This window comes from Pseudomonas mosselii (assembly GCF_019823065.1).
In the GTDB taxonomy this organism is placed as follows: domain Bacteria; phylum Pseudomonadota; class Gammaproteobacteria; order Pseudomonadales; family Pseudomonadaceae; genus Aquipseudomonas; species Aquipseudomonas mosselii.
In genome coordinates, this window is the sequence record NZ_CP081966.1 from 4,598,325 (window position 1) to 4,617,647 (window position 19,323).

General features: G+C 64.5%; 21 protein-coding genes. 8 read left to right on the top strand and 13 right to left on the bottom strand.

Annotated elements, in window-relative coordinates:
* The first annotated feature begins 51 nt into the window (after window positions 1–51).
* Entirely contained in the window at window positions 52–1,416 is a 1,365-nt protein-coding gene (locus tag K5H97_RS21235) for a glutamine synthetase family protein (RefSeq protein ID WP_028693066.1), read from the top strand.
* Window positions 1,417–1,445: 29 nt separating this feature from the next.
* Window positions 1,446–2,753, top strand: a complete 1,308-nt coding sequence (locus K5H97_RS21240; protein WP_028693065.1) for an NAD(P)/FAD-dependent oxidoreductase — start codon at window positions 1,446–1,448, stop codon at window positions 2,751–2,753.
* Window positions 2,754–2,884: 131 nt separating this feature from the next.
* On the opposite strand, the gene fadD1 is transcribed toward K5H97_RS21240, so the two are convergent.
* Together fadD1 and fadD2 are read right to left on the bottom strand one after the other, a co-directional pair.
* Entirely contained in the window at window positions 2,885–4,582 is a 1,698-nt protein-coding gene (fadD1, locus tag K5H97_RS21245; protein ID WP_028693064.1) for a long-chain-fatty-acid--CoA ligase FadD1, read from the bottom strand.
* Window positions 4,583–4,893: 311 nt separating this feature from the next.
* Window positions 4,894–6,582 (bottom strand): long-chain-fatty-acid--CoA ligase FadD2, encoded by a 1,689-nt coding sequence (fadD2, locus tag K5H97_RS21250; RefSeq protein ID WP_028693063.1) that lies wholly within the window; start codon window positions 6,580–6,582, stop codon window positions 4,894–4,896.
* 201 nt (window positions 6,583–6,783) lie between these two features.
* Here fadD2 and K5H97_RS21255 point away from each other — a divergent pair, with 201 nt between their 5' ends.
* Window positions 6,784–7,728: an alpha/beta hydrolase gene (locus K5H97_RS21255; protein WP_028693062.1), complete on the top strand. Its 945-nt coding sequence runs from the start codon at window positions 6,784–6,786 to the stop codon at window positions 7,726–7,728.
* A 33-nt stretch (window positions 7,729–7,761) separates the two neighbouring features.
* On the top strand, window positions 7,762–8,232 hold the full coding sequence (locus tag K5H97_RS21260) for a MaoC family dehydratase (RefSeq protein WP_028693061.1): 471 nt from the start codon (window positions 7,762–7,764) through the stop codon (window positions 8,230–8,232).
* Window positions 8,233–8,274: 42 nt separating this feature from the next.
* On the opposite strand, the gene K5H97_RS21265 is transcribed toward K5H97_RS21260, so the two are convergent.
* From K5H97_RS21265 to K5H97_RS21290, 6 genes are all read right to left on the bottom strand, one after another.
* The gene (locus tag K5H97_RS21265; protein WP_028693060.1) at window positions 8,275–9,513 is read right to left on the bottom strand and encodes an RNA polymerase sigma factor; all 1,239 of its coding nucleotides are present in this window, start codon (window positions 9,511–9,513) and stop codon (window positions 8,275–8,277) included.
* 41 nt (window positions 9,514–9,554) lie between these two features.
* Window positions 9,555–9,899: a YciI family protein gene (locus K5H97_RS21270; RefSeq protein ID WP_028693059.1), complete on the bottom strand. Its 345-nt coding sequence runs from the start codon at window positions 9,897–9,899 to the stop codon at window positions 9,555–9,557.
* Window positions 9,900–9,941: 42 nt separating this feature from the next.
* On the bottom strand, window positions 9,942–10,367 hold the full coding sequence (locus K5H97_RS21275) for a YybH family protein (protein ID WP_028693058.1): 426 nt from the start codon (window positions 10,365–10,367) through the stop codon (window positions 9,942–9,944).
* 94 nt (window positions 10,368–10,461) lie between these two features.
* Window positions 10,462–10,914 carry an aminoglycoside 6'-N-acetyltransferase gene (aac(6'), locus tag K5H97_RS21280; protein ID WP_051555778.1) on the bottom strand — a complete coding sequence of 151 codons (453 nt, stop codon included), beginning with the start codon at window positions 10,912–10,914 and terminating at the stop codon, window positions 10,462–10,464.
* A 24-nt stretch (window positions 10,915–10,938) separates the two neighbouring features.
* Window positions 10,939–11,580, bottom strand: coding sequence for a LysE family translocator (locus tag K5H97_RS21285; RefSeq protein WP_028693056.1), 642 nt, complete (start codon window positions 11,578–11,580; stop codon window positions 10,939–10,941).
* Between the two features lie 77 nt (window positions 11,581–11,657).
* Complete coding sequence (locus K5H97_RS21290) at window positions 11,658–12,617, bottom strand: threonine dehydratase (protein WP_028693055.1); 960 nt, start codon at window positions 12,615–12,617, stop codon at window positions 11,658–11,660.
* A gap of 75 nt (window positions 12,618–12,692) precedes the next feature.
* Between K5H97_RS21290 and K5H97_RS21295 the strand changes: the two genes are divergently transcribed.
* On the top strand, window positions 12,693–14,060 hold the full coding sequence (locus K5H97_RS21295) for an aminotransferase-like domain-containing protein (protein ID WP_155952736.1): 1,368 nt from the start codon (window positions 12,693–12,695) through the stop codon (window positions 14,058–14,060).
* Between the two features lie 52 nt (window positions 14,061–14,112).
* On the opposite strand, the gene K5H97_RS21300 is transcribed toward K5H97_RS21295, so the two are convergent.
* On the bottom strand, window positions 14,113–14,370 hold the full coding sequence (locus K5H97_RS21300) for a DUF2790 domain-containing protein (protein ID WP_028693053.1): 258 nt from the start codon (window positions 14,368–14,370) through the stop codon (window positions 14,113–14,115).
* A gap of 261 nt (window positions 14,371–14,631) precedes the next feature.
* Here K5H97_RS21300 and K5H97_RS21305 point away from each other — a divergent pair, with 261 nt between their 5' ends.
* Window positions 14,632–15,081, top strand: a complete 450-nt coding sequence (locus K5H97_RS21305; RefSeq protein WP_028693052.1) for a GNAT family N-acetyltransferase — start codon at window positions 14,632–14,634, stop codon at window positions 15,079–15,081.
* Here the strand turns inward: K5H97_RS21305 and def are convergent.
* From def to K5H97_RS21320, 3 genes are all read right to left on the bottom strand, one after another.
* Complete coding sequence (gene def / locus K5H97_RS21310; RefSeq protein WP_028693051.1) at window positions 15,036–15,572, bottom strand: peptide deformylase; 537 nt, start codon at window positions 15,570–15,572, stop codon at window positions 15,036–15,038. The genes K5H97_RS21305 and def overlap by 46 nt on opposite strands.
* Window positions 15,572–16,528, bottom strand: a complete 957-nt coding sequence (locus K5H97_RS21315; RefSeq protein ID WP_028693050.1) for a YihY/virulence factor BrkB family protein — start codon at window positions 16,526–16,528, stop codon at window positions 15,572–15,574. Before K5H97_RS21315 ends, def begins: the two co-directional genes overlap by 1 nt.
* 165 nt (window positions 16,529–16,693) lie before the next feature.
* Window positions 16,694–16,873 (bottom strand): CsbD family protein, encoded by a 180-nt coding sequence (locus K5H97_RS21320; RefSeq protein WP_023629533.1) that lies wholly within the window; start codon window positions 16,871–16,873, stop codon window positions 16,694–16,696.
* 212 nt (window positions 16,874–17,085) lie between these two features.
* Between K5H97_RS21320 and K5H97_RS21325 the strand changes: the two genes are divergently transcribed.
* The gene (locus tag K5H97_RS21325) at window positions 17,086–17,466 is read left to right on the top strand and encodes a hypothetical protein (protein WP_028693049.1); all 381 of its coding nucleotides are present in this window, start codon (window positions 17,086–17,088) and stop codon (window positions 17,464–17,466) included.
* Here K5H97_RS21325 and K5H97_RS21330 read toward each other — a convergent pair whose 3' ends face one another.
* Window positions 17,467–18,303: a CvfB family protein gene (locus K5H97_RS21330; protein WP_028693048.1), complete on the bottom strand. Its 837-nt coding sequence runs from the start codon at window positions 18,301–18,303 to the stop codon at window positions 17,467–17,469.
* Between the two features lie 130 nt (window positions 18,304–18,433).
* Between K5H97_RS21330 and K5H97_RS21335 the strand changes: the two genes are divergently transcribed.
* Complete coding sequence (locus K5H97_RS21335; RefSeq protein WP_028693047.1) at window positions 18,434–19,294, top strand: DUF6279 family lipoprotein; 861 nt, start codon at window positions 18,434–18,436, stop codon at window positions 19,292–19,294.
* Window positions 19,295–19,323: the final 29 nt, after the last annotated feature.

The following is a 19,323-nucleotide window of genomic DNA, read 5'->3' on the forward strand; positions in this document are numbered from 1 at the left end:
CCTGACCGCCCACCTGCGCGGCGGTCCTGCGTGCCCCAGAGCGAATCCACCATGCACTTTGCCCCCGCAGAGCAAGCCAGGCGTTTCCTGGCCGACAACCCCGATATCGACCTGATCGAACTGTTCATCCTCGATGCCAACGGCGTGCCACGCGGCAAGCTGCTGCACCGCGAGGAGCTGCTGGCAGTGTTCGAAAGCGGCCGCCCGCTGCCCAGCACCATCCTCGGCCTGACCCTAAACGGCGACGATGTCGAAGATTCGGGCCTGGTCTGGGACGTCGGCGACATCGACTGCCGTGCCTATCCGCTGGACGGCAGCCTGGTACGCCTACCCTGGCGCCGGGTGCCGACCGCCGCCGTGCAGGTCAGCATGCACCCCAGCGAAGGCCTGCCGGCCAGCGTGGCCGATCCGCGCCATGTGCTGCTGCGGGTGATCGACGCGCTCAAGGCCGATGGTTTCCACCCGGTGATGGCCTGCGAGCTGGAGTTCTACCTGCTCGACCAGCAGCGCGACGCCCAAGGCCGGCCGCAGCCAGCGCTGGACAGCGACGGAGGACGTCCGCGCGGGACCCAGGTGTATGGCCTGCGCGAGCTGGAGCAGATCGAACCCTTCCTCGCCGACCTCTATGCCGCCTGCAAGGCCCAGGGCATCCCGGCCCGCACGGCGATCTCCGAATACGCGCCCGGCCAGGTGGAGATCACCCTGGAACACGGCGACGCACTCGAGGCGATGGACCAGGCCGTGCGCTACAAGCGCCTGGTCAAGGGCGTCGCCAACGCCCACGGCATGCAGGCCTGCTTCATGGCCAAGCCGTTTGCCCAGCTGGCCGGCACCGGCATGCACATGCACCTGAGCCTGGCTGACGCCGCCGGCAACAACCTGTTCGCCAGCGAGGACAAGGCGGGCACCCCGCTGCTGCGCCAGGCGGTGGCCGGCATGCTGCGTCACCTGCGCGAATCGTTGCTGATGTTCTGCCCCAACGCCAACTCGTTCCGCCGCTTCCAGGCCAACAGCTATGCACCGCTGGCACCGACCTGGGGCGTGGACAACCGCACCGTCAGCCTGCGCGTACCCGGTGGCCCGGCCAACAGCCGGCATATCGAGCACCGTATCTGCGGCGCCGACGCCAACCCCTACCTGGCCGCCGCCGCGATTCTCGCCGCCACCCACCAGGGCATCCGTGAACAACTCGATCCCGGCGCACCGGTCGAGGGCAACGGCTATGCCCAGGCCGGCGAACACCTGCCCACCGACTGGCTCACCGTCCTCGAGGCCCTGGAAAATTCGAGCTGGGCCCGAGAGGCGCTGGGCGAGGCCTTCCTCGGCGTCTACCTCAAGGTCAAGCTCGCCGAGTACCGCCAGTTCATGGCCGAGGTCGGCGAGCAGGACTGGCGCTGGTACCTGCACCAGGCCTGATGCCCACGAGATTACAAGAAGGAACAAGCATGAACGCAGCAGTGAACAACGGCCCGGCCCAGCGCGCGCCGTCCTATTACAGCGCCACCCTCAACGACACGACCGAATACCCCACGCTCAAGGGCACGGTGCAGGTGGACGTGGCGATCATCGGCGGCGGCTTCACCGGCGTGGCCACCGCGGTGGAACTGGCCGAGCGTGGCCTGAAGGTGGCCATCGTCGAGACCAACCGCATCGGCTGGGGCGCCAGCGGGCGCAACGGCGGCCAGGTCACCGGCAGCCTGTCGGGCGACGAGGCCATGCGCACGCAGATGCGCGACCGGCTGGGCGCCGAGGTGGACGATTTCATCTGGCACCTGCGCTGGCGCGGCCACCAGATCATCGAGCAGCGCGTCGAGCGCTACGGCATCCAGTGCGACCTCAAGCACGGCCACCTGCACGCGGCGATGAAACCGTCGCACATGAACGAGCTGCGCGCCTTCGAGGCCGAGGCCCAACGCCGCGGCATGGGCGACCAGGTGCAACTGCTCGACCGCAGCGCCATGCAGCGCCACCTGCAAAGCCCGCTGTACCTCGGCGCGCTGAAGAACCGCCGCAACCTGCACCTGCACCCGCTCAACCTGTGCCTGGGCGAGGCCCGCGCCGCCCACGGGCTGGGTGCGCTGGTGTTCGAAAACTCCGAGGTGCTGGAGATCGTCCACGGCCCGCGCCCGGCGGTGGTCACCGCCCAGGGACGGATCGAGGCACGCCAGGTGATGCTGGCAGGCGACGTGTATCACAAGCTGGAAAAGCGCCAACTCAAGGGCAAGATCTTCCCGGCCATGGGCGGCATCGTCACCACCGCGCCGCTGGGCGATCTGGCCGAGCAGATCAACCCGCAGGACCTGGCGGTGTACGACTGCCGTTTCGTCCTCGACTACTACCGCCTGACCGCCGACAAGCGCCTGCTGTTCGGCGGCGGCGCCAACTACTCCGGGCGTGATTCACGGGACATCGAAGGCGAACTGCGCCCGTGCATCGAGCGCACCTTCCCGGCGCTAAAGGGCGTGCCGATCGAGTTCCAGTGGAGCTGCGCCATGGGCATCGTGGTCAACCGCATCCCGCAGCTGGGCAAGCTGTCGGACAACGTCTGGTACTGCCAGGGGTATTCCGGGCACGGCATCGCCACCAGCCATATCATGGGCGAGATCATGGCCGAGGCATTGACCGGGACACTGGAGAAGTTCGATACGTTCGCGGGCTGCCGGCACATCAAGGTGCCGATGGGCGACTTGCTGGGCAATCCGCTGCTGGCGGCGGGGATGTGGTACTACCAGATGCTGGAAAAGCTGCGCTGAGTTTCCTGTATCGCAAACGTGGGAGCGGGCTTGACCCGCGATGGCTTCGACTCGGGCAACAACGTTACCTGAGCTGACGCTATCGCGGGGCAAGCCCGCTCCCACGTTTCAATCCCAAAGCGCGCTGCGGCTCAGGCGATCTTCTTCAGGCCCTGCTTCTTCAGCTCTTCGTCGCGCAGCTCGCGGCGCAGGATCTTGCCGACGTTGGTGGTCGGCAGCGCATCGCGGAACTCGATGGCCTTGGGCACCTTGTAGCCAGTGACGTTGGCGCGCATGTGCTCCATCACCTGCTCCTTGGTCAGGGTCATGCCCGGCTTGACCACGATGAACACCTTGATCACCTCGCCGGACTTCTCGTCCGGGATGCCGATGGCCGCGCACTGCAGCACGCCCGGCAGCGCGGCGAGCACGTCTTCGAGCTCGTTGGGGTACACGTTGAAGCCGGACACCAGGATCATGTCCTTCTTGCGATCGACGATGCGCATGTAGCCGTCCGGCTGGATCAGGGCGATGTCGCCGGTCTTCAGCCAGCCGTTGCTGTCGATGATCTCGGCGGTGGCGTCTTCACGCTGCCAGTAGCCCTTCATCACCTGCGGCCCCTTGATGCACAGCTCGCCCACCTCGCCCAGGGGCAACTCCTGGCCGTTGTCGTCGATGATCTTGCACAGGGTGGACGGCACCGGGATGCCGATGGTCCCCAGCTGGTTGGCCGAAGTCGGGTTGACCGCCGCCACCGGGCTGGTCTCGGTCATGCCGTAGCCTTCGCAGATAGCGCAGCCGGTCACCGTCTTCCAGCGCTCGGCCACACTCTGTTGCAGGGCCATGCCGCCGGACAGGGTGATCTTCAGCGCCGAGAAGTCGAGGTTGCGGAACGTCTCGTTGTTGCACAGGGCGACGAACAGCGTGTTGAGGCCAACGAAACCGCTGAACTTCCACTTGCCCAGTTCCTTGACCATGGCCGGCAGGTCGCGTGGGTTGCTGATCAGCACGTTGTGGTTGCCGATGAGCATCATGGCCATGCAATGGAAGGTGAAGGCGTAGATGTGGTACAGCGGCAGCGGGGTGATGAGGATCTCGCAGCCTTCGTGCAGGTTCGAACCCATCAGCGCGCGACACTGCAGCATGTTGGCGACCAGGTTGCGGTGGGTGAGCATCGCGCCCTTGGCCACGCCGGTGGTACCGCCGGTGTACTGCAGCACGGCGACATCGCCGGACTGCGGGTTGGCCTCGGTCACCGCACCGCCTTTGCCCAGCGCCAGGGCGTCGTTGAAGCGCACGGCGCCCGGCAGGTGGTAGGCCGGCACCATTTTCTTCACGTACTTGATGACGCTGTTGATCAGCAAACGCTTGAGAGGTGGCAACAGGTCGGCCACTTCGGTGACAATGACATGTTTGACCTGGGTCTTGGGCACCACCTTTTCCGCCAGGTGCGCCATGTTGGCCAGGCATACCAGGGCCTTGGCCCCGGAATCGTTGAACTGGTGCTCCAGCTCCCGCGCGGTGTACAGCGGGTTGGTGTTGACCACGATCAGGCCGGCACGCATGGCGCCGAACACGGCAACGGGATACTGCAGGACGTTGGGCAGCTGGACAGCGATGCGATCACCAGGCTTGAGGTCGGTGTGCTGCTGCAACCAGGCGGCGAAGGCGCCGGACAGGGTGTACAGCTCGCCGTAGGTGATGGTCTTGCCCAGGTTGCTAAAGGCAGGTTTGTCGGCAAAGCGTTGGCAGGATTGCTTGAGTACCGCCTGGATATTGGGGAATTCGTCAGGATTGATGTCCGCCGTGACCCCGGCTGGGTACTTATCCTTCCAAAAATGTTCGATCATGGAAGCCCGCTCCTTCAGCAACAGCGAATTCGGTACGCGTCGATGCGCTTATTATTGATATGAGAGGCCGGCTCATTGCAAACCGGATCCTCTGAAAGCGCGCCGAGAGTAACAGCTTTGCAAGGGGTCGACTAGAGGCCGAAATGGGCCGGCGGGTCACGAAAATGACTCAATGAACTATACAGGTCATTTTTAGAGTAATTATACAAAATGTCGCAAATCCGCCTGAAAGCCCTGCCCTAGATAGGCCTTGCGATTGCGTCAGCCTGGGCGACGACGCTGTCAGAGATGAGACAATCGCGGGCCTACCATCAGGCGATGTCGCGCAACTCCCTACGAAGGATCTTGCCCACCGGCGTCATCGGCAGCGATTCGCGCAGCACGATGTGCTTGGGCACCTTGTAGCCGGTGAAGTTGGTCTTGCAGAACGCCTTGAGTTCATCGACGCTCACCCCGCCCGCACGCGGCACCACGAACAGCTTCACCGCCTCGCCGGTGCGCTCGTCCGGCACGCCGATCACCGCGCAGCTGGCCACCTGCGGATGGCCCATCACTACGTCCTCGATCTCGTTGGGATACACGTTGAAGCCCGAGACGATGATCATGTCCTTCTTGCGGTCGACGATGCGGGTGAAACCGTCCGGGTCGATGACGGCGATGTCGCCGGTCTTCAGCCAGCCTTCGGCATCCAGGACCTGGTTGGTGGCCTCAACCTGCTGCCAGTAGCCTTTCATGACCTGCGGTCCCTTGATGCACAACTCACCACGCTCACCCAGCGGCTGCTCGTGACCTTCGTCGTCGATCACCTTGAACGCCGTGCCAGGCACCGGGAGCCCCACGGTCCCCAGGCGCGCCAACTGGCCATAGGGATTGGTGCTGGCCGCCGGCGAGGTTTCGGTCAGGCCGTAGCCTTCGACAATGCGGCAACCGGTGAGGGCCTCCCAGCGCTCCGCGGTGGCCTTGACCAGCGCGGTGCCGCCGGAGTTGGTGATCTTCAGCGCGGAGAAATCCAGCGACTTGAAACCGGGGTTGTCCATCAGCGCGACGAACAGCGTGTTCAAGCCCACCAGCGCCGAGAATCGCCACTTGCCCAGCTCCTTGATGAAGCCGGGGATATCCCGGGGGTTGGTGATCAGCACGTTATGGTTACCGGTTACCATCATGCACATGCAGTTCGCGGTGAAGGCATAGATGTGGTAAAGCGGCAGCGGCGCGATCATCACTTCCTGCCCTTCCTTGATCAGCGGCTGGCCATCGGGGCCGTGCTGACCGAAGCAGGCCAGTACCTGGAGCATGTTGGCCACCAGGTTGCCATGGGTGAGCATGGCGCCCTTGGCCAGCCCGGTGGTGCCGCCGGTGTACTGCAGCACCGCGATGTTCTCCAGGGTTTGCGCCACCGGCCTGTGAGGGAGCTCGCGCCCCTGGCGCAGCACCTGCTTGAACGACACGGCCTGGGGCAACTGGTAGGCCGGCACCATCTTTTTCAGCTTGTCGACCACGGTGTTGACCAGCCAGCCCTTGGCCGTCGGCAGCAAGTCGCCCATCTTCGCCTCGATCAGGTACTCGATGCCGGTGTCGGGCAGCACCTCCTGCACACGCTTGCCGAACATGTTCAGGTACACCAGGGCGCGGGCGCCGGAGTCCTTGAACTGATGGCGCATCTCGCGCTCGGTGTACAACGGGTTGGTGTTGACCACGATCAGGCCCGCGCGCATGGCGCCGAACACCGCGATGGGGTATTGCAGGACATTGGGCATCTGCACCGCGATGCGGTCGCCCGGCACCAGTTCGGTGTGCTGCTGCAGCCAGGCGGCGAAGGCCGCCGAATGACGCTCGAGATCGGCATAGCTCAGGGTGACGCCGAGGTTGCTGTACGCCGGACGGTCGGCGAAGCGCTTGCAGCAGCGCTCGAAGACGTCGACGACGGATGTGTAGGCCTTCATGTCAATGGTGGAAGGTACGCCCGCCGGGCGCTTGTCGTTCCAGAAGTCGGCTTGCATTTATTGTTGTTCCTCTAACGGGACATCCCTGACCTGATCGCCTGCTGGCAAAAAGGTGTTCAGCCGACGTTAGCAGCTCTGTTGAGGGTGGCAAATACGCCAAGTGCCGCCATTAACATTGTGAATCTCTTTTCTGCCCTTCCTGCAATTGACGGCTTTGCGCATACACTGTTGGGCAACCTCCGCGCGCAAGGACCCGCCATGCCCCACGACGCCTTCTGGCTCCCCGCCAGCGAGCATTGCAGCCTTTATGTCCACCAATGGCTGCCGGCCACACCGGTCAAGGCCGTGGTGTTGCTGGCCCATGGCATGGCCGAGCACGCCGGGCGCTACCAGCGCCTGGGCCATGCGCTCAACGCCGCCGGCTACGGGCTGCTCGCCCCCGACCTGCGCGGCCACGGCCGCACCGCCGAGCTGGGCAGCCTGGGCCTGTTCGCCCGGCAAAATGGCTGGAATGCCGTACTCAACGACCTGGGCCTGCTGGCCCAGCACATCGGCCAGCAGTTTCCAGGAACCCCGCTGTTCCTGTTCGGCCACAGCATGGGCAGCTACATCGCCCAGGCCTACCTGCTGCACCACAGTGCCAGCCTGCAGGGCGCGATCCTCAGCGGCTCGAACTTCCAGCCGGTGGCGCTGTACCGCGCGGCGCGCCTGATCGCCCGTCTCGAGGCCTGGCGCCAGGGCCCTCTGGGCAAGAGCGCGCTGATCGACTGGCTGTCGTTCGGCTCGTTCAACAAGGCATTCAAGCCCAACCGCACCGCCTTCGACTGGTTAAGCCGCGATGACGCGGAGGTGGACAAGTACATCGCCGACCCGCTGTGCGGCTTTCGCTGCAGCAACCAGCTATGGCTCGACCTGCTGCAGGGCCTGGCGCAGATCAGTCAGAAAAAGAACCTGGCGCAGATCGATCCGAACCTGCCGATCTTCGTGGTGGGCGGCGAATGTGATCCGGTGAGTGCCGGCAAGCGTCTCACCCACCTGGCCGACGCCCTGCGCGCGACCGGCAACCGTCATGTACAGTTGCGCATCTACCCCGGCGCACGCCACGAAGTGCTCAACGAAACCCATCGCGACGAGGTCACCGCCGAGATCATCGGCTGGCTGGAGCAGGCGCTGGCCCTTGGCCGCCCCGCCCGCAGTGAATGATCGGCAGCCTCGCCCCCCACAAGGAAGCCCCTGATGACCCAGGTCACCAACACGCCTTACGAAGCCCTCGAAGTCGGCCAGAAAGCTGAATACAAGAAGTCCGTGGCAGAACGCGATATCCAGCTGTTCGCCGCCATGTCCGGTGACCACAACCCGGTGCATCTGGATGCCGAGTTCGCCGCCAAGAGCATGTTCAAGGAGCGCATTGCCCACGGCATGTTCAGCGGCGCGCTGATCAGCGCCGCGGTGGCCTGCACCTTGCCTGGCCCTGGCACCATCTATCTGGGTCAGCAAATGAGCTTCCAGAAGCCGGTGAAGATCGGTGACGAACTGACCGTGCGCCTGGAAATCCTCGAGAAGCTGCCCAAGTTCAAGGTGCGTATCGCCACCAACGTATACAACCAGAACGACGAGCTGGTGGTCGCCGGCGAAGCCGAGATCCTCGCGCCGCGCAAACAGCAGACCGTCGAGCTGGTGAGCCCGCCGGAATTCGTTGCCAGCTGAAAGTACAGCGGCTCCTACAGGTCTTGCACTCGGCCTGAGCGCTTACCCCAGCTCGCGTAAGCGTCGCTCGATATGACGACGCTCCGGCCCCTGCCGGGTCAGCGTCAGCGCCTGCTGCCAGGCCTTGCGGGCCTGTTCGGTATTGCCCAGTTGACGATGCAGTTCGGCGCGCGCGGCGTGGGCCAGGTGGTAGTCGCCCAATTCGCCCCGCTCGAGAATTGCTTCAACCGCGCGCAACCCGACCTGTGCGCCATCACGCCGGGCCAGGGCTGCGGCCCGGTTCAGCTCCACCACTGGTGACGGCCAGTGGCGCTGCAGCACATCATACAGGCCGACGATCTCGTCCCAGTCGGTGGCCTCGGCGCTGGGCGCTTCGGCATGCAGCGCGGCAATCGCCGCCTGCACGCTGTAGGGGCCGAACTCCCGACTGCCCAGTGCCTGGCGCACCAACTGGCTGCCCTCCTCTATCTGTGCCCGGTCCCACAGACCGCGGTCCTGCTCATCAAGCAGCACCAGCTCGCCGTGGGCGTCGCTGCGCGCGTTCTGCCGCGAGGCCTGCAACAGCATCAACGCCAGCAGCCCCAGCACTTCGGCATCCGGCAGCAATTGCGCCAGCAACCGGCCCAGGCGGATGGCTTCGTCAGTCAGCGCACGCGTGGTCACATCCTCGCCCGAAGATGCCGAATAGCCCTCGTTGAACACCAGGTAGATCACCCGCAGCACGCTCTCCAGCCGCTCCGGCAATTCGCCCAGCTCCGGTACCTGGTAGGGGATCTTCGCATCGCGGATCTTGGCCTTGGCCCGCACGATGCGCTGGGCGATGGTCGCCGGGCTCTGCAGGAAGGCGCGGGCGATCTGCTCGGTGGTCAGGTCGCAGACCTCACGCAATGTCAGCGGCACCTGGGCATCGAAGGCCAGGGCCGGGTGGCAGCAGGTAAAGATCAGGCGCAGCCGATCATCGACCAGCAGTTCCTGCTCGCCCGGATCCTGGGCCTCGCCTTCCAGCAGCATGATCAGGTCCGCCTGGGAGCGGTCGAAGCGGGCACGCCGGCGCAAGGCGTCGATGGCCTTGAAACGGCCGGCGGAGACCAGCCAGGCCCGCGGATTGTCCGGGATGCCATCGCGCTGCCAACGTTCGACGGCAATGAAGAACGCGTCATGCAAGGCCTCCTCGGCCAGGTCGAAGTCTCCCAGCAGGCGGATCAGGGTGGCCAGGATGCGCCGGGAGTCGCGGCGGTAGACCGCCGCCACTTCATCACGGATTTGCCCTTCGCTGTTCATCAGCCCGGCGATACCTGGTTCATTGTGGTTCTCCATTCACGTCAGGGTTGCAGCTCTCGCACCGGGCGCACTTCGACGCTGCCGACCCGCGCCGCGGGAATACCCTTGGCGATGTTCAACGCTTCATTGAGGTCGCGGGCATCGACCAGGTAGAAACCGGCCAACTGCTCCTTGGTCTCGGCGAACGGGCCATCGGTCAGGCTCATCCGACCGGCGCGCACGCGTACCGTTGTGGCCGTCTGCACGGGCTTGAGTGCCTCGGCGGCGATCATCCGCCCGGAGCCCTGGATGGACTCGGCGTAAGCCATGCATTCGGCGTCCTCGGGGCTGTCGGGCAGGCTGTGCAACAGCGCTTCATCACAATAGACCAGGCACAGGTATTTCATGATCGTCTCCGGGGCAAGGTGGCGATAGGCGGTCGAGGGCATTCAGGGTTTGAGATCGAACAGCGCTTTTTGCGTTTCCATGTCGAACGGCGCCGACCAGTGTTCGTGGATGACCTGCCATTGGCCGGCGCTGCGTCGGTAGCCGACGGTGGCGCGCATGAAACCGCACTGGCTCTCATCGTCGCCCGGGCCACAGCGGTTGAGCCAGTGGGCCAGGCCCAGGTCGCCGTCGGCGTGCACGGTCAGTTGCGCCAGTTCGAACACCATTGGCCCGGTGCACATGCCCATGCACATTTCCCAATGGGCGCGGTAGGCGGCCTTGCCTTTGAATTGCAGGGCCTGGATGGCGTCGAAGGCAAGAATGTCGTCGGCGTAGGGGGCGACGATACGGTCCACGTCACGCTCGCGCACGGCTTGCATCCACTGCTCGATCAGTTGCTCCAGTTCACGCTCGGCTTCAGTGTTCATCGGTGTTTGCTCCGAAGATTCATCAGGGTTGGTGGTGACGCTTTCAACACTGGTCGAACGGGAAAACGGCAAATCGACAACTGCCCGGAAATTTTCAGTCGAGGGGCGCGACTGGCTTGAGGAAGTACACGACACGCTCGGTCTCGGCAAAGCCCAGGGCCGCGTGCATGCGCTGGCTGCCAAGGTTGTCCAGCGCGGCGTCCGAGGCCAGCTCGCGGCAACCTTTGCCATCGGCCCACCGTTCGACAGCCGCGATCAGCTGGCGGGCGACACCCTGGCCGCGTGAAGCCTGTTCGACAAAGACGCCTTCAAGGTACGCCACCGGCGAAGTGTTGCTGCCATTGACATAGTCATGACGCACCGACGCCTCGGCCAGCCCTTGCGCCCTGCCCTGCTCGTCATACGCCAGCAGGGCCACGAAGGTTGCGGGGCGGCCGGCGATATCAACCATTTCCGCCAGGTGGTCAGTCGCCGCACTGTCGGGCCACAAGGCGCTGCGCAAGTGCAGCCAGGCCGGACTGCCCGGGTCAGTGCAGGGTTGGATCATTGCCACTTCTGGGAACTCCATGACTCAAACAGGTGTAGACAAGATGAACTCACGATAACCGGAGAGAATCACATACACAGCGAAATAACAGAAAATGGCCGCCGACAGCAGGTAGGACCACGTCAGCAGCCGATCCCCAAGCAGACGCCCACCATGGCTGGCGATGCCGCAGAGCGACACGCACCAGACCAACCCGGCGGCGAAGAAGCCCCCGAGGAACAGTCCCGCATCGAGCAGACTGCCGCCACCGGACCTTGAGATCAGCACCCCACCCACCGCCGCGAACCAGAGGATCGCACTGGGCGATGACATGGCCAGGAAGATCCCACGCAGGAACTCGCGCCAGCCCGACTCCACCACCACCTCGCCCCGCGACTCCAGATGCCCGCCGCGCCAGGCCGCCAGCAACATCTTCACGGCAAACCACACCAGCAGCGCCGAGCCGCCCAGCCACAAGGTCCAGCGCACGCTTTCGAACTGCAACAGCACGGTCATCCCGGCCAAAGCAGCAATTGCATAGACCAGGTCGCCGACGCAGGTACCCAGGCCCAGCCAGAACCCCTGGAGAAACCCGCGCTGCATGGCCAGGGTGATCATGGCGATATTGGCCACCCCGATATCCAGGCAAAGGGAAAGACTGAGCAGAAAACCGTTGGAGAAAGGCATGGCGCACTCTGGGCATATTCAGGGGTGCACATTGAACCCGAGGGGACGCTTGCCGTACAGAAAGAAAGCTCACTCGCTCAGACAGGCCCCGCCAACACCTGCGCATAGCGCCCGCGATCCACATTAGCGCCACTGAGCACCACAGCGACACGCTTGCCGGCCTGGCGCCCACGCTCCTGCATCAATGCGGCCAGGGCAGCGGCACCGGCACCTTCGGCGGTATTGTGGGTGGTCTCGTGATAGAGGCGCATGGCCTCGGCGATCTCGTCATCGCTCACCCGCACGATACGTGCGGCATGCTCGCGCACCAGGGCGAAGGCGTCGGGGTGCGGCACGCGGCAGGCCATCCCGTCGGCGAAAGTGTCGGCGCTGGCGGTGGTGACGATGCGCCCCCGCTCGAAGCTCTGGGCATAGGCATCCGCAGCACTGGAGACCACGCCGACGATCTCGGTGGCCAGCCCCAGCAGGTTGCGCGCCTGGATCAGCCCGCAGATGCCCGAACCCATGCCGATCGGCACGTACACGCAATCCAGGCCAGCCACCGCCTCGAACAGCTCCAGCGCATAAGTGGCCACGCCACGCACCAGTTCCGGGTGGAACGACGGGACCATCGCGTAGCCGCGCGCCTCGGCCACGCGCGCCGCCTCTTCACGGGCGACGTCGAAGTCCACGCCGTGCTCCACCAGTTCCGCGCCCAGGGCACGCATGGCGGCGTTCTTCTCTCGCGAGTTGCCTTCAGGCACCACGATCACCAGCGGCAAGCCCGCCTGGCGCGCGGCCAGGGCCATGCTCTGGCCATGGTTGCCGCGGGTGGCGGTGACCAGCCCGCGCGGGACGTCGCCGCCGGCCAGCAGGGAACGCACGTAGACCAGCCCGCCACGCACCTTGAAGGCACCGGTGGGGGCATGGTTCTCGTGCTTGACCCAGAGTTGGCAACCCAACCGCTCGGCCAGCAGCGGCCAGGCATGCTGCGGGGTCGGTGGCACGTGCTGGTGAACAAAATCGGCGGCTTCACGCAGGGCGGGCAAGTCGAACATGGCGATCTTCCTTCATCGGTAGGGCTTGATCCGATCCTAAGCGCCGGTCATTGTATGGGTCCAAATATATATTGCATGGGTAGCAATTTCGTGTGGATTCCCGCCCTGCCAGACAACGACCAGCCGCGCTACCTGGCGCTGGTCGAGGCCATTGCCAGCGCCATCGAACAGGGTGAGCTGAAAGCTGGTGAACGCCTGCCGCCCCAGCGTCGCCTGGCGTGGGCATTGGGCCTGAACCCGAGCACCACGCAACAGGCTTACCGCGAAGCCGCGGCGCGGCACCTGGTGTCCGGGGAGGTGGGGCGCGGCACCTATGTGCTGGCCAGCAGCAAGGAGGCGACGCTGTTTCGCCTCAAGCAGCCCGACCGCCAGCATCAGGTGATCGACCTGTCGACCAACGTGCCGGTGGCCGACCCGCACAATCTTGACCTCGAGTACAGCCTGCGCAGGTTGCTCGAACAGGGTGAAACCGCCCTGCTCGACCATTACCTGGGGCCGGAGCAACTGCTGCTGGGGCGGATCCAGGGCACTCGCTGGTTGGCCAGTCGTGGCCTGGCCCTGAGGCCAGAAGAGGTGCTGCTCTGCGGTGGCGCCCAACAGGCCTTGCTCCTGGTACTGCAGTCGCTGTGCCAGGCAGGCGAGCCGGTAATGGTTGAAGCGCTGACCGCTCCGGGCATCAAGGCGGCCTGTCGCCAGCTGCGCCTGCCGGTGCAGGGGGTGGCTCTGGATGAACAGGGTTTGCGCCCTGACGAACTGGACCGCGTCGTGCGGGCCAGTGGCGCGCGAGTACTGGTGACCACCCCGACCCTGCATAACCCGACCGGGGCCTGCATGGGCGAGGCCCGGCGTCAGGCGCTGGCGGAAGTCGCCAAGCGCCACGACTTGCTGGTGATCGAGGATGACGTGTACGGCGCCTTGACTGATCGGCCACCGCTCTACCCTTTGCTCGAAGGCCGCGGCGTGCTGATCAGTAGCATGTCCAAGACCGTGGCCGCCGGCCTGCGCCTGGGCTGGATCGTGGCGCGGCCAGCGTTGCTGGAGCAGATCGATCCTTATGCCCAGGCCACCCACTGGTCGGTTTCGCCGTTGAATCTGGACATCGCTTGCCAGTGGATTTCGGACGGGACCGCCGCACGGCGACTGGCCTGGCAGCGGGAGGAACTGGCCGAGCGTTGGCGCCTGGCGCGGGCGTTGCTGGGTAATGCATTGCCGGTGGATGGCGTGCCTTCGCCCCATGTCTGGCTGGCCACGCCTGGAGAGGCCGAGGCGCTGGTTGCCCGGTGTCGGGCGCAAGGGGTGGAGATCGTGCCGGCCAGCGTGTTCGCGGTGGGCACGGAGCGTGTGCGGGCAGTGCGGGTCAGCCTGTCGGCGGCGCACAGCCGGGCGCAGTTGAAGCAGGGGCTGGAGCTTGTGGGGGCGGGCTTGACCCGCGATTGCAACTGATCGCCATCGCGGGGCAAGCCCGCTCCCACAGGCCCTGACGGGGCCAACAGGCTCAATTCAGCCGGCAACCCTCGCCCAAGGCACGGTACTGAAGGGTGTGCACCTGTCCTTGATGGTCCTCGTAGGTCATGGTGGCGGGCACCACTTCACAGACGTTGGGGATCGTCGACAGGCTGATCACGCGCTTGATGTCGAGGTTGGTGGAATAGTCATACTGCTCGACCACGGGTTGGGTGTCTGCGGTCTTGACCTGGTCCGCGAAGGCGAGCGAGGACATACCGACCAATGCAAGAATCAGTAAGGCTTTCATGGATAACGACCTTGATGGCTATCAAGCTGATCGCGTGACTTCTGATGCCGTCAATGGCGCGGAGAAGTTGTCATCGACTGCGAAGATGACACGAAGTACCGATCCCGCTTTATCGTACTGCCGGGGGGATGAGTGAAAGTCTACTCCGCAGTCGGAATAGTTGAACCCCGGAGTCGGATATTCACCCTTGCCGGATTTGCAACAATCTGCGACAAAGCACCGTCATTTTTCCTGCTTCTTGCAGCGCCCTACGAGCCACGCATGCCGCCCCTGACCTGTACCCGCCTGCCTCCGATCCAACGCCGCCTGCTGGAGCAATTCTATCGCCAGCATGGTTCACGCATGCGCGCCGCCGGTGATGGCGAACAATGGGTGGCACGCAGCGGTGAAATCATTGGCGGGATGAATCTGTCCCCTGTCGAGGACGGCTACTGGCTGACCGGACTGTTCGTCGCCCCGCAATGGCGTGGACAGCAGGTCGCTTCACAGCTGCTGCAAACCGCGCTGGGCGCTGCCACCACCCCGACTTGGCTGTTCTGCCATCCGGACCTGACGCCCTTCTACCAACGCCTGGCCTTCACCTCGGCCACCACGCTGCCCGAAGCCCTGGCCTCGCGCCTGGCCCGCTACCAGCGCAGCAAGCCCCTGGTGGCGCTGGTGCGGGATCAGTCGTCGGCCACGTCGAGCCCAGGGAACAGCACATCGGTATAACCGAACTTGCTGAAGTCCTGAATGCGCGAAGGGTATAGCCGGCCGATCAGGTGATCGCACTCATGCTGCACCACCCGCGCATGAAAACCATCGGCAAAGCGGTTGATCGGGTTGCCCTGCGGGTCGATGCCCGAATAGCTGATGTGCTTGTAGCGCGGCACCACGCCACGCAGGCCCGGCACCGACAAACAGCCCTCCCAGCCATCCTCGAGCTCCGTGGCCAGCGGCGTGATCACCGGGTTGAGCAAGATGGTCCGCGGCACTGGCTCGGCGTCCGGATAGCGCTCGCTGCGCTCGAAGCCGAAGATCACCAGTTGCAGGTCGATGCCGATCTGCGGCGCGGCCAGGCCGACGCCTCCGACATGGGCCATGGTCTCGAACATGTCGTCGATCAGTTGCTCGAGCTCGGGGCTACCGAGCATGTGCTCCGGCACGGGCGGGGCGATGCGCAGCAGGCGTTCATCACCCATTTTGAGAATGTCGCGGATCATCAGGTATTCGGCTCGCGGGTCTGGGGTTCGGGGGGCACCGGGTGCTCATGCCCAAGCACGGTAATACTCTGTTGCGGATTGTCTTCGGCGAACGCTTTCTCACCGGGGTTCTTGCCCTCGGCGGACATGTGCTCGATCACCGCGTTCATCTCGGCCCCGAGCAGCAGTACGGCGGCTGAGATGTAGAAGTACAGCAGCAACACGATGATCGCCCCGATACTGCCATACATGGCGTTGTAGTCGGCAAAGGTCTTCACGTAGTAGGCAAAGCCCAGCGACGCAACGATCCACACCACCACCGCCAGCACCGAGCCTGGGGTGATGAAGCGGAATTTCTGCTTCACATCGGGCATCACGTAGTAGATCAGCGCCACCGCCACCATCATCAGGATGATGATCGCCGGCCAACGCAGGATGGTCCAGACGACCACCACCGCCTCCTCCAGCCCCACCTGGGAGGCGATCCACTCCATGACCTGCGGCCCCAGCACCATCAACGCGGCGGCCGCCAGGAGCATGCCGGCGATGCCGACGGTGTAGATGATCGACAGTGGGATGCGCTTCCACACCGGCCGCCCTTCAGGCACGTCGTAGGCGGCGTTCATCGCGCTCATCATCAGGCGCACCCCCGCCGAGGCGGTCCACAGGGCGATTACGATACCCACCGACAGCAATCCGCCCTTGGACTGCTGCAACTGGTCGATCACCGGGTTGACCTGCTCCAGGGCCTGGGGCGGCAGCACCAGCTCGGACTGCAGGCGCAGCCAGGAGAAGAAGTCAGGCAGGTGCAGGAAACCGATCAGGGCGATCAGGAACAGCAGGAACGGGAACAGCGAAAACAGCATCTGGTAGGCCAGCGCGGAAGCATAGGTGGACATCTCGTCGTCAATGAATTCCTTGACGGTGCGCACCAGCACGCGGTGCAGGGGCAGACCGCGCAGGTCGGGGAAAATCATAGCGTCTCCTTTCGCCGCTTGATCGGGGTGGCATAGCACCAAGTCTAATAGACCAGGCGGCGGGCGTGCTGTTCGCTGGCGCGTTGCCGAACGCACAAAGCAATCGCGGGGCAAGTGCGCTCCCACCGGATGAGCGCGCACTGCCCCGCGACATTACCACTGCGATCAAGGCTTCTTCACGGCATCCTTGACCTTGCCCACGGCCTGCTGCGCCTCGCCCTTCAGCTCCTGGGCCTTGCCCTCGGCGCGCAGCTTGTCGTTGTCGGTCACCTTGCCGACGCCCTGCTTGATGTTGCCCACGGCCTCATTGGCCAGGCCTTTCGCTTTATCCTTGGTGCCACTCATGGGATGTCTCCTTGCCGAAAAGACACGGAAAATCGTGTCGACACCTGATCGACCCTAGGTCATCGGCAAGAGTTTCAATTAGTTCGCCTGGACCCGGCCCAACGGTTCAAAGCGTTCCCCGCGGGCGCGGCGGCATGCCGATGCGACTTGCCCCGCGATGAGCCCACCCGCACAATACCAGGCCAATCTAGCGTCAACCCGCAGGAACCTGCATGAAACTCGACAAACCCACCGCCATCGCTCGGCGCAACGAAGCGCTGAACCGGCCGGTGCTCAACCGCGACAACACCCTGTTTGCCATCCTCGACAAAAAGCGCAACCTGTGGTGGTTCGAGGTGCCTGTGGCGCTGCTGCGCAAAGGTCAGCCCGACTGGGTCAACCTGCTGCTGCATACCCCGGAGACCGATGAACTGCAGCACCTGAAAGTGCCGACCAACTTCCTGCGCGCTCACCAGGAGCAGATGGAAGTGCGCAACGCCGGCAAGCGCCGCTCGACCATCAGCCTGGCCCTGAGCGCCGACCGCGACTCGCTGCTGCGCGACAGCCGCCCGGGTGGCGAGCAGCTGGACTTCAGCACCTTCGTGCAGGCCTGATCAGGCCCGCTCGATGCGATCGTCATGGATGACGATCCGGCCCTGCTTGAACAGTGCGCCGATGGCTTTCTTGAAGTTGCCCTTGCTGACATTGAACATCTGGCTGATCAGCGCCGGATCGCTCTTGTCGCACACCGCCAGCACACCGCCATTGGCCTCCAGACGCTGCATGATCTGCTCGGGCAAGCCGTCGGCCAGGGCCTGGCCCACCGGCTGCAGGCTCAGGGCGATCTTGCCGTCGGCGCGCACTTCCTTGATGAAGCCCTTCTCGTGCATGCCTGAACGCAGGAACTTGAACACTTCGTTCTTGTGGATCAGGCCCCAGTGGCGATTGTTGATGATCGCCTTGAAGCCCATCGGCGTCTCGCCGGCCACCAGCAGCTCCACCGGCTGGCCGACCTGGTAGTCCACCGGGGTGCGGTCGAGGTAGCGGTCCAGCTTGGCGGTGGCGGTGATGCGCCGGGTGCGCTTGTCCAGATAGGCGTGGACCACGCAGTAGTCACCGATCTTCAGTGGCCGGGACTCCTCCGAGTAGGGCATCAGCAGGTCCTTGGACAGGCCCCAGTCGAGGAAGATGCCCGCGCCGTTGATGTCCTTGACCTTGAGGCTGGCGAACTCGCCCACCTGCATCTTCGGCTTTTCGGTGGTGGCGATCAGCTGGTCCTCGCTGTCGAGGTAGATGAACACGTTGAGCCAGTCGTCCAGTTCGAGCTCGGCATCCTTGGGGAAGTAGCGCCTTGGCAGGAGGATTTCGCCGTCGGCGCCGCCGTCCAGGTACAGGCCAAATTCCACGTGTTTCACGATTTGCAAACTGTTGTAACGCCCAAGCAGAGCCATTTCCGAAGATCCTCAAGACAAGGCGGCTATTCTAACACTTGACCCGCCCGTCCGCCCGAGCGCGCATGCGCCGGAACCCTCGGGCCCACCTTGCGTCCACCGCCTGTCCAGCCTGTGCAAGGATTCGCTCATGCCCCGACGCCTGATCCACGCCCTACTGCTCGTCATTGGCTTCGCCCTGGCCCTTGTGGCTTGCAGCCGCATCGACCTGGCCTACCGCAACCTCGACCGCCTGGTGCCCTGGTCGCTTGGCGATTACCTGGACATGAACCGCGAGCAGAAACAGTTGCTCGACGAACGGCTTAAGCAACAACTGGCCTGGCACTGCAAAACACAGCTGCCCGGCTACCTCGACTGGCTCGACCGGGTGCGGCTGATGGTGGCCGACGACGCGGTCACCGACCAGGCCCTGGAACAACGCACCCTCGAAGCCCGCCAGGCCATCGGCCGGGTGGCCACGGCGATCACCCCCTCAGCCAGCGAACTGCTGCGCGGGATGAGCGACGACCAGGTCGCCGAAATGCGCCAGGCGTTTCGTGCCGACATCAGCAAGCGTCGCAAGACCTATGACGAAACCCCGCTGCCCAAACAGATCGAACAGCGCGCCGCGCGCATGCAGAAACGCCTGGAACCCTGGCTGGGTGAGCTCAGCGCCCAGCAACGCTTGCGGGTGATGAGCTGGTCCCAGGCCCTGGGCGACCAGAACCGCCAGTCGATCGCCAATCGCGCGCACTGGCAGCAGCAACTGGTGCTGACAATGGACCAGCGCGCCACACCGGGCTTCGAAGCGCGCCTGGCGCAACTGCTGCAACGCAAGGAGAGCCTGTGGACGGCGGAGTACCGCCAGGCCTATGAGAACAGCGAACAGCAGGCGCGCAGCCTGCTGATCGACCTGATGAGGCAGAGCAGCCCTGCGCAGAAACAGTTCCTGCAGCAGCGCCTGAGCAAGGTGCGGGCGGATTTCAGTGAGCTCAAGTGCCTGAAAGGTTAAAGCTGGCCGGACTGCTCGAGCCATACGCA

Bases quoted from the DNA above. Each gene is read 5' to 3' on its own strand.
- K5H97_RS21290 (WP_028693055.1), bottom strand. From the start codon at position 12,617: ATGTTCGACTTGCCCGCCCTGCGTGAAGCCGCCGATTTTGTTCACCAG.
- K5H97_RS21335 (WP_028693047.1), top strand. From the start codon at position 18,434: ATGCCCCGACGCCTGATCCACGCCCTACTGCTCGTCATTGGCTTCGCC.
- K5H97_RS21295 (WP_155952736.1), top strand. From the start codon at position 12,693: ATGGGTAGCAATTTCGTGTGGATTCCCGCCCTGCCAGACAACGACCAG.
- fadD2 (WP_028693063.1), bottom strand. From the start codon at position 6,582: ATGCAAGCCGACTTCTGGAACGACAAGCGCCCGGCGGGCGTACCTTCC.
- K5H97_RS21260 (WP_028693061.1), top strand. From the start codon at position 7,762: ATGACCCAGGTCACCAACACGCCTTACGAAGCCCTCGAAGTCGGCCAG.
- K5H97_RS21240 (WP_028693065.1), top strand. From the start codon at position 1,446: ATGAACGCAGCAGTGAACAACGGCCCGGCCCAGCGCGCGCCGTCCTAT.
- K5H97_RS21300 (WP_028693053.1), bottom strand. From the start codon at position 14,370: ATGAAAGCCTTACTGATTCTTGCATTGGTCGGTATGTCCTCGCTCGCC.
- K5H97_RS21235 (WP_028693066.1), top strand. From the start codon at position 52: ATGCACTTTGCCCCCGCAGAGCAAGCCAGGCGTTTCCTGGCCGACAAC.
- K5H97_RS21265 (WP_028693060.1), bottom strand. From the start codon at position 9,513: ATGAACAGCGAAGGGCAAATCCGTGATGAAGTGGCGGCGGTCTACCGC.
- K5H97_RS21255 (WP_028693062.1), top strand. From the start codon at position 6,784: ATGCCCCACGACGCCTTCTGGCTCCCCGCCAGCGAGCATTGCAGCCTT.
- K5H97_RS21285 (WP_028693056.1), bottom strand. From the start codon at position 11,580: ATGCCTTTCTCCAACGGTTTTCTGCTCAGTCTTTCCCTTTGCCTGGAT.
- K5H97_RS21275 (WP_028693058.1), bottom strand. From the start codon at position 10,367: ATGAACACTGAAGCCGAGCGTGAACTGGAGCAACTGATCGAGCAGTGG.
- K5H97_RS21320 (WP_023629533.1), bottom strand. From the start codon at position 16,873: ATGAGTGGCACCAAGGATAAAGCGAAAGGCCTGGCCAATGAGGCCGTG.
- K5H97_RS21305 (WP_028693052.1), top strand. From the start codon at position 14,632: ATGCCGCCCCTGACCTGTACCCGCCTGCCTCCGATCCAACGCCGCCTG.
- K5H97_RS21270 (WP_028693059.1), bottom strand. From the start codon at position 9,899: ATGAAATACCTGTGCCTGGTCTATTGTGATGAAGCGCTGTTGCACAGC.
- def (WP_028693051.1), bottom strand. From the start codon at position 15,572: ATGATCCGCGACATTCTCAAAATGGGTGATGAACGCCTGCTGCGCATC.
- fadD1 (WP_028693064.1), bottom strand. From the start codon at position 4,582: ATGATCGAACATTTTTGGAAGGATAAGTACCCAGCCGGGGTCACGGCG.
- K5H97_RS21330 (WP_028693048.1), bottom strand. From the start codon at position 18,303: ATGGCTCTGCTTGGGCGTTACAACAGTTTGCAAATCGTGAAACACGTG.
- K5H97_RS21325 (WP_028693049.1), top strand. From the start codon at position 17,086: ATGAAACTCGACAAACCCACCGCCATCGCTCGGCGCAACGAAGCGCTG.
- K5H97_RS21315 (WP_028693050.1), bottom strand. From the start codon at position 16,528: ATGATTTTCCCCGACCTGCGCGGTCTGCCCCTGCACCGCGTGCTGGTG.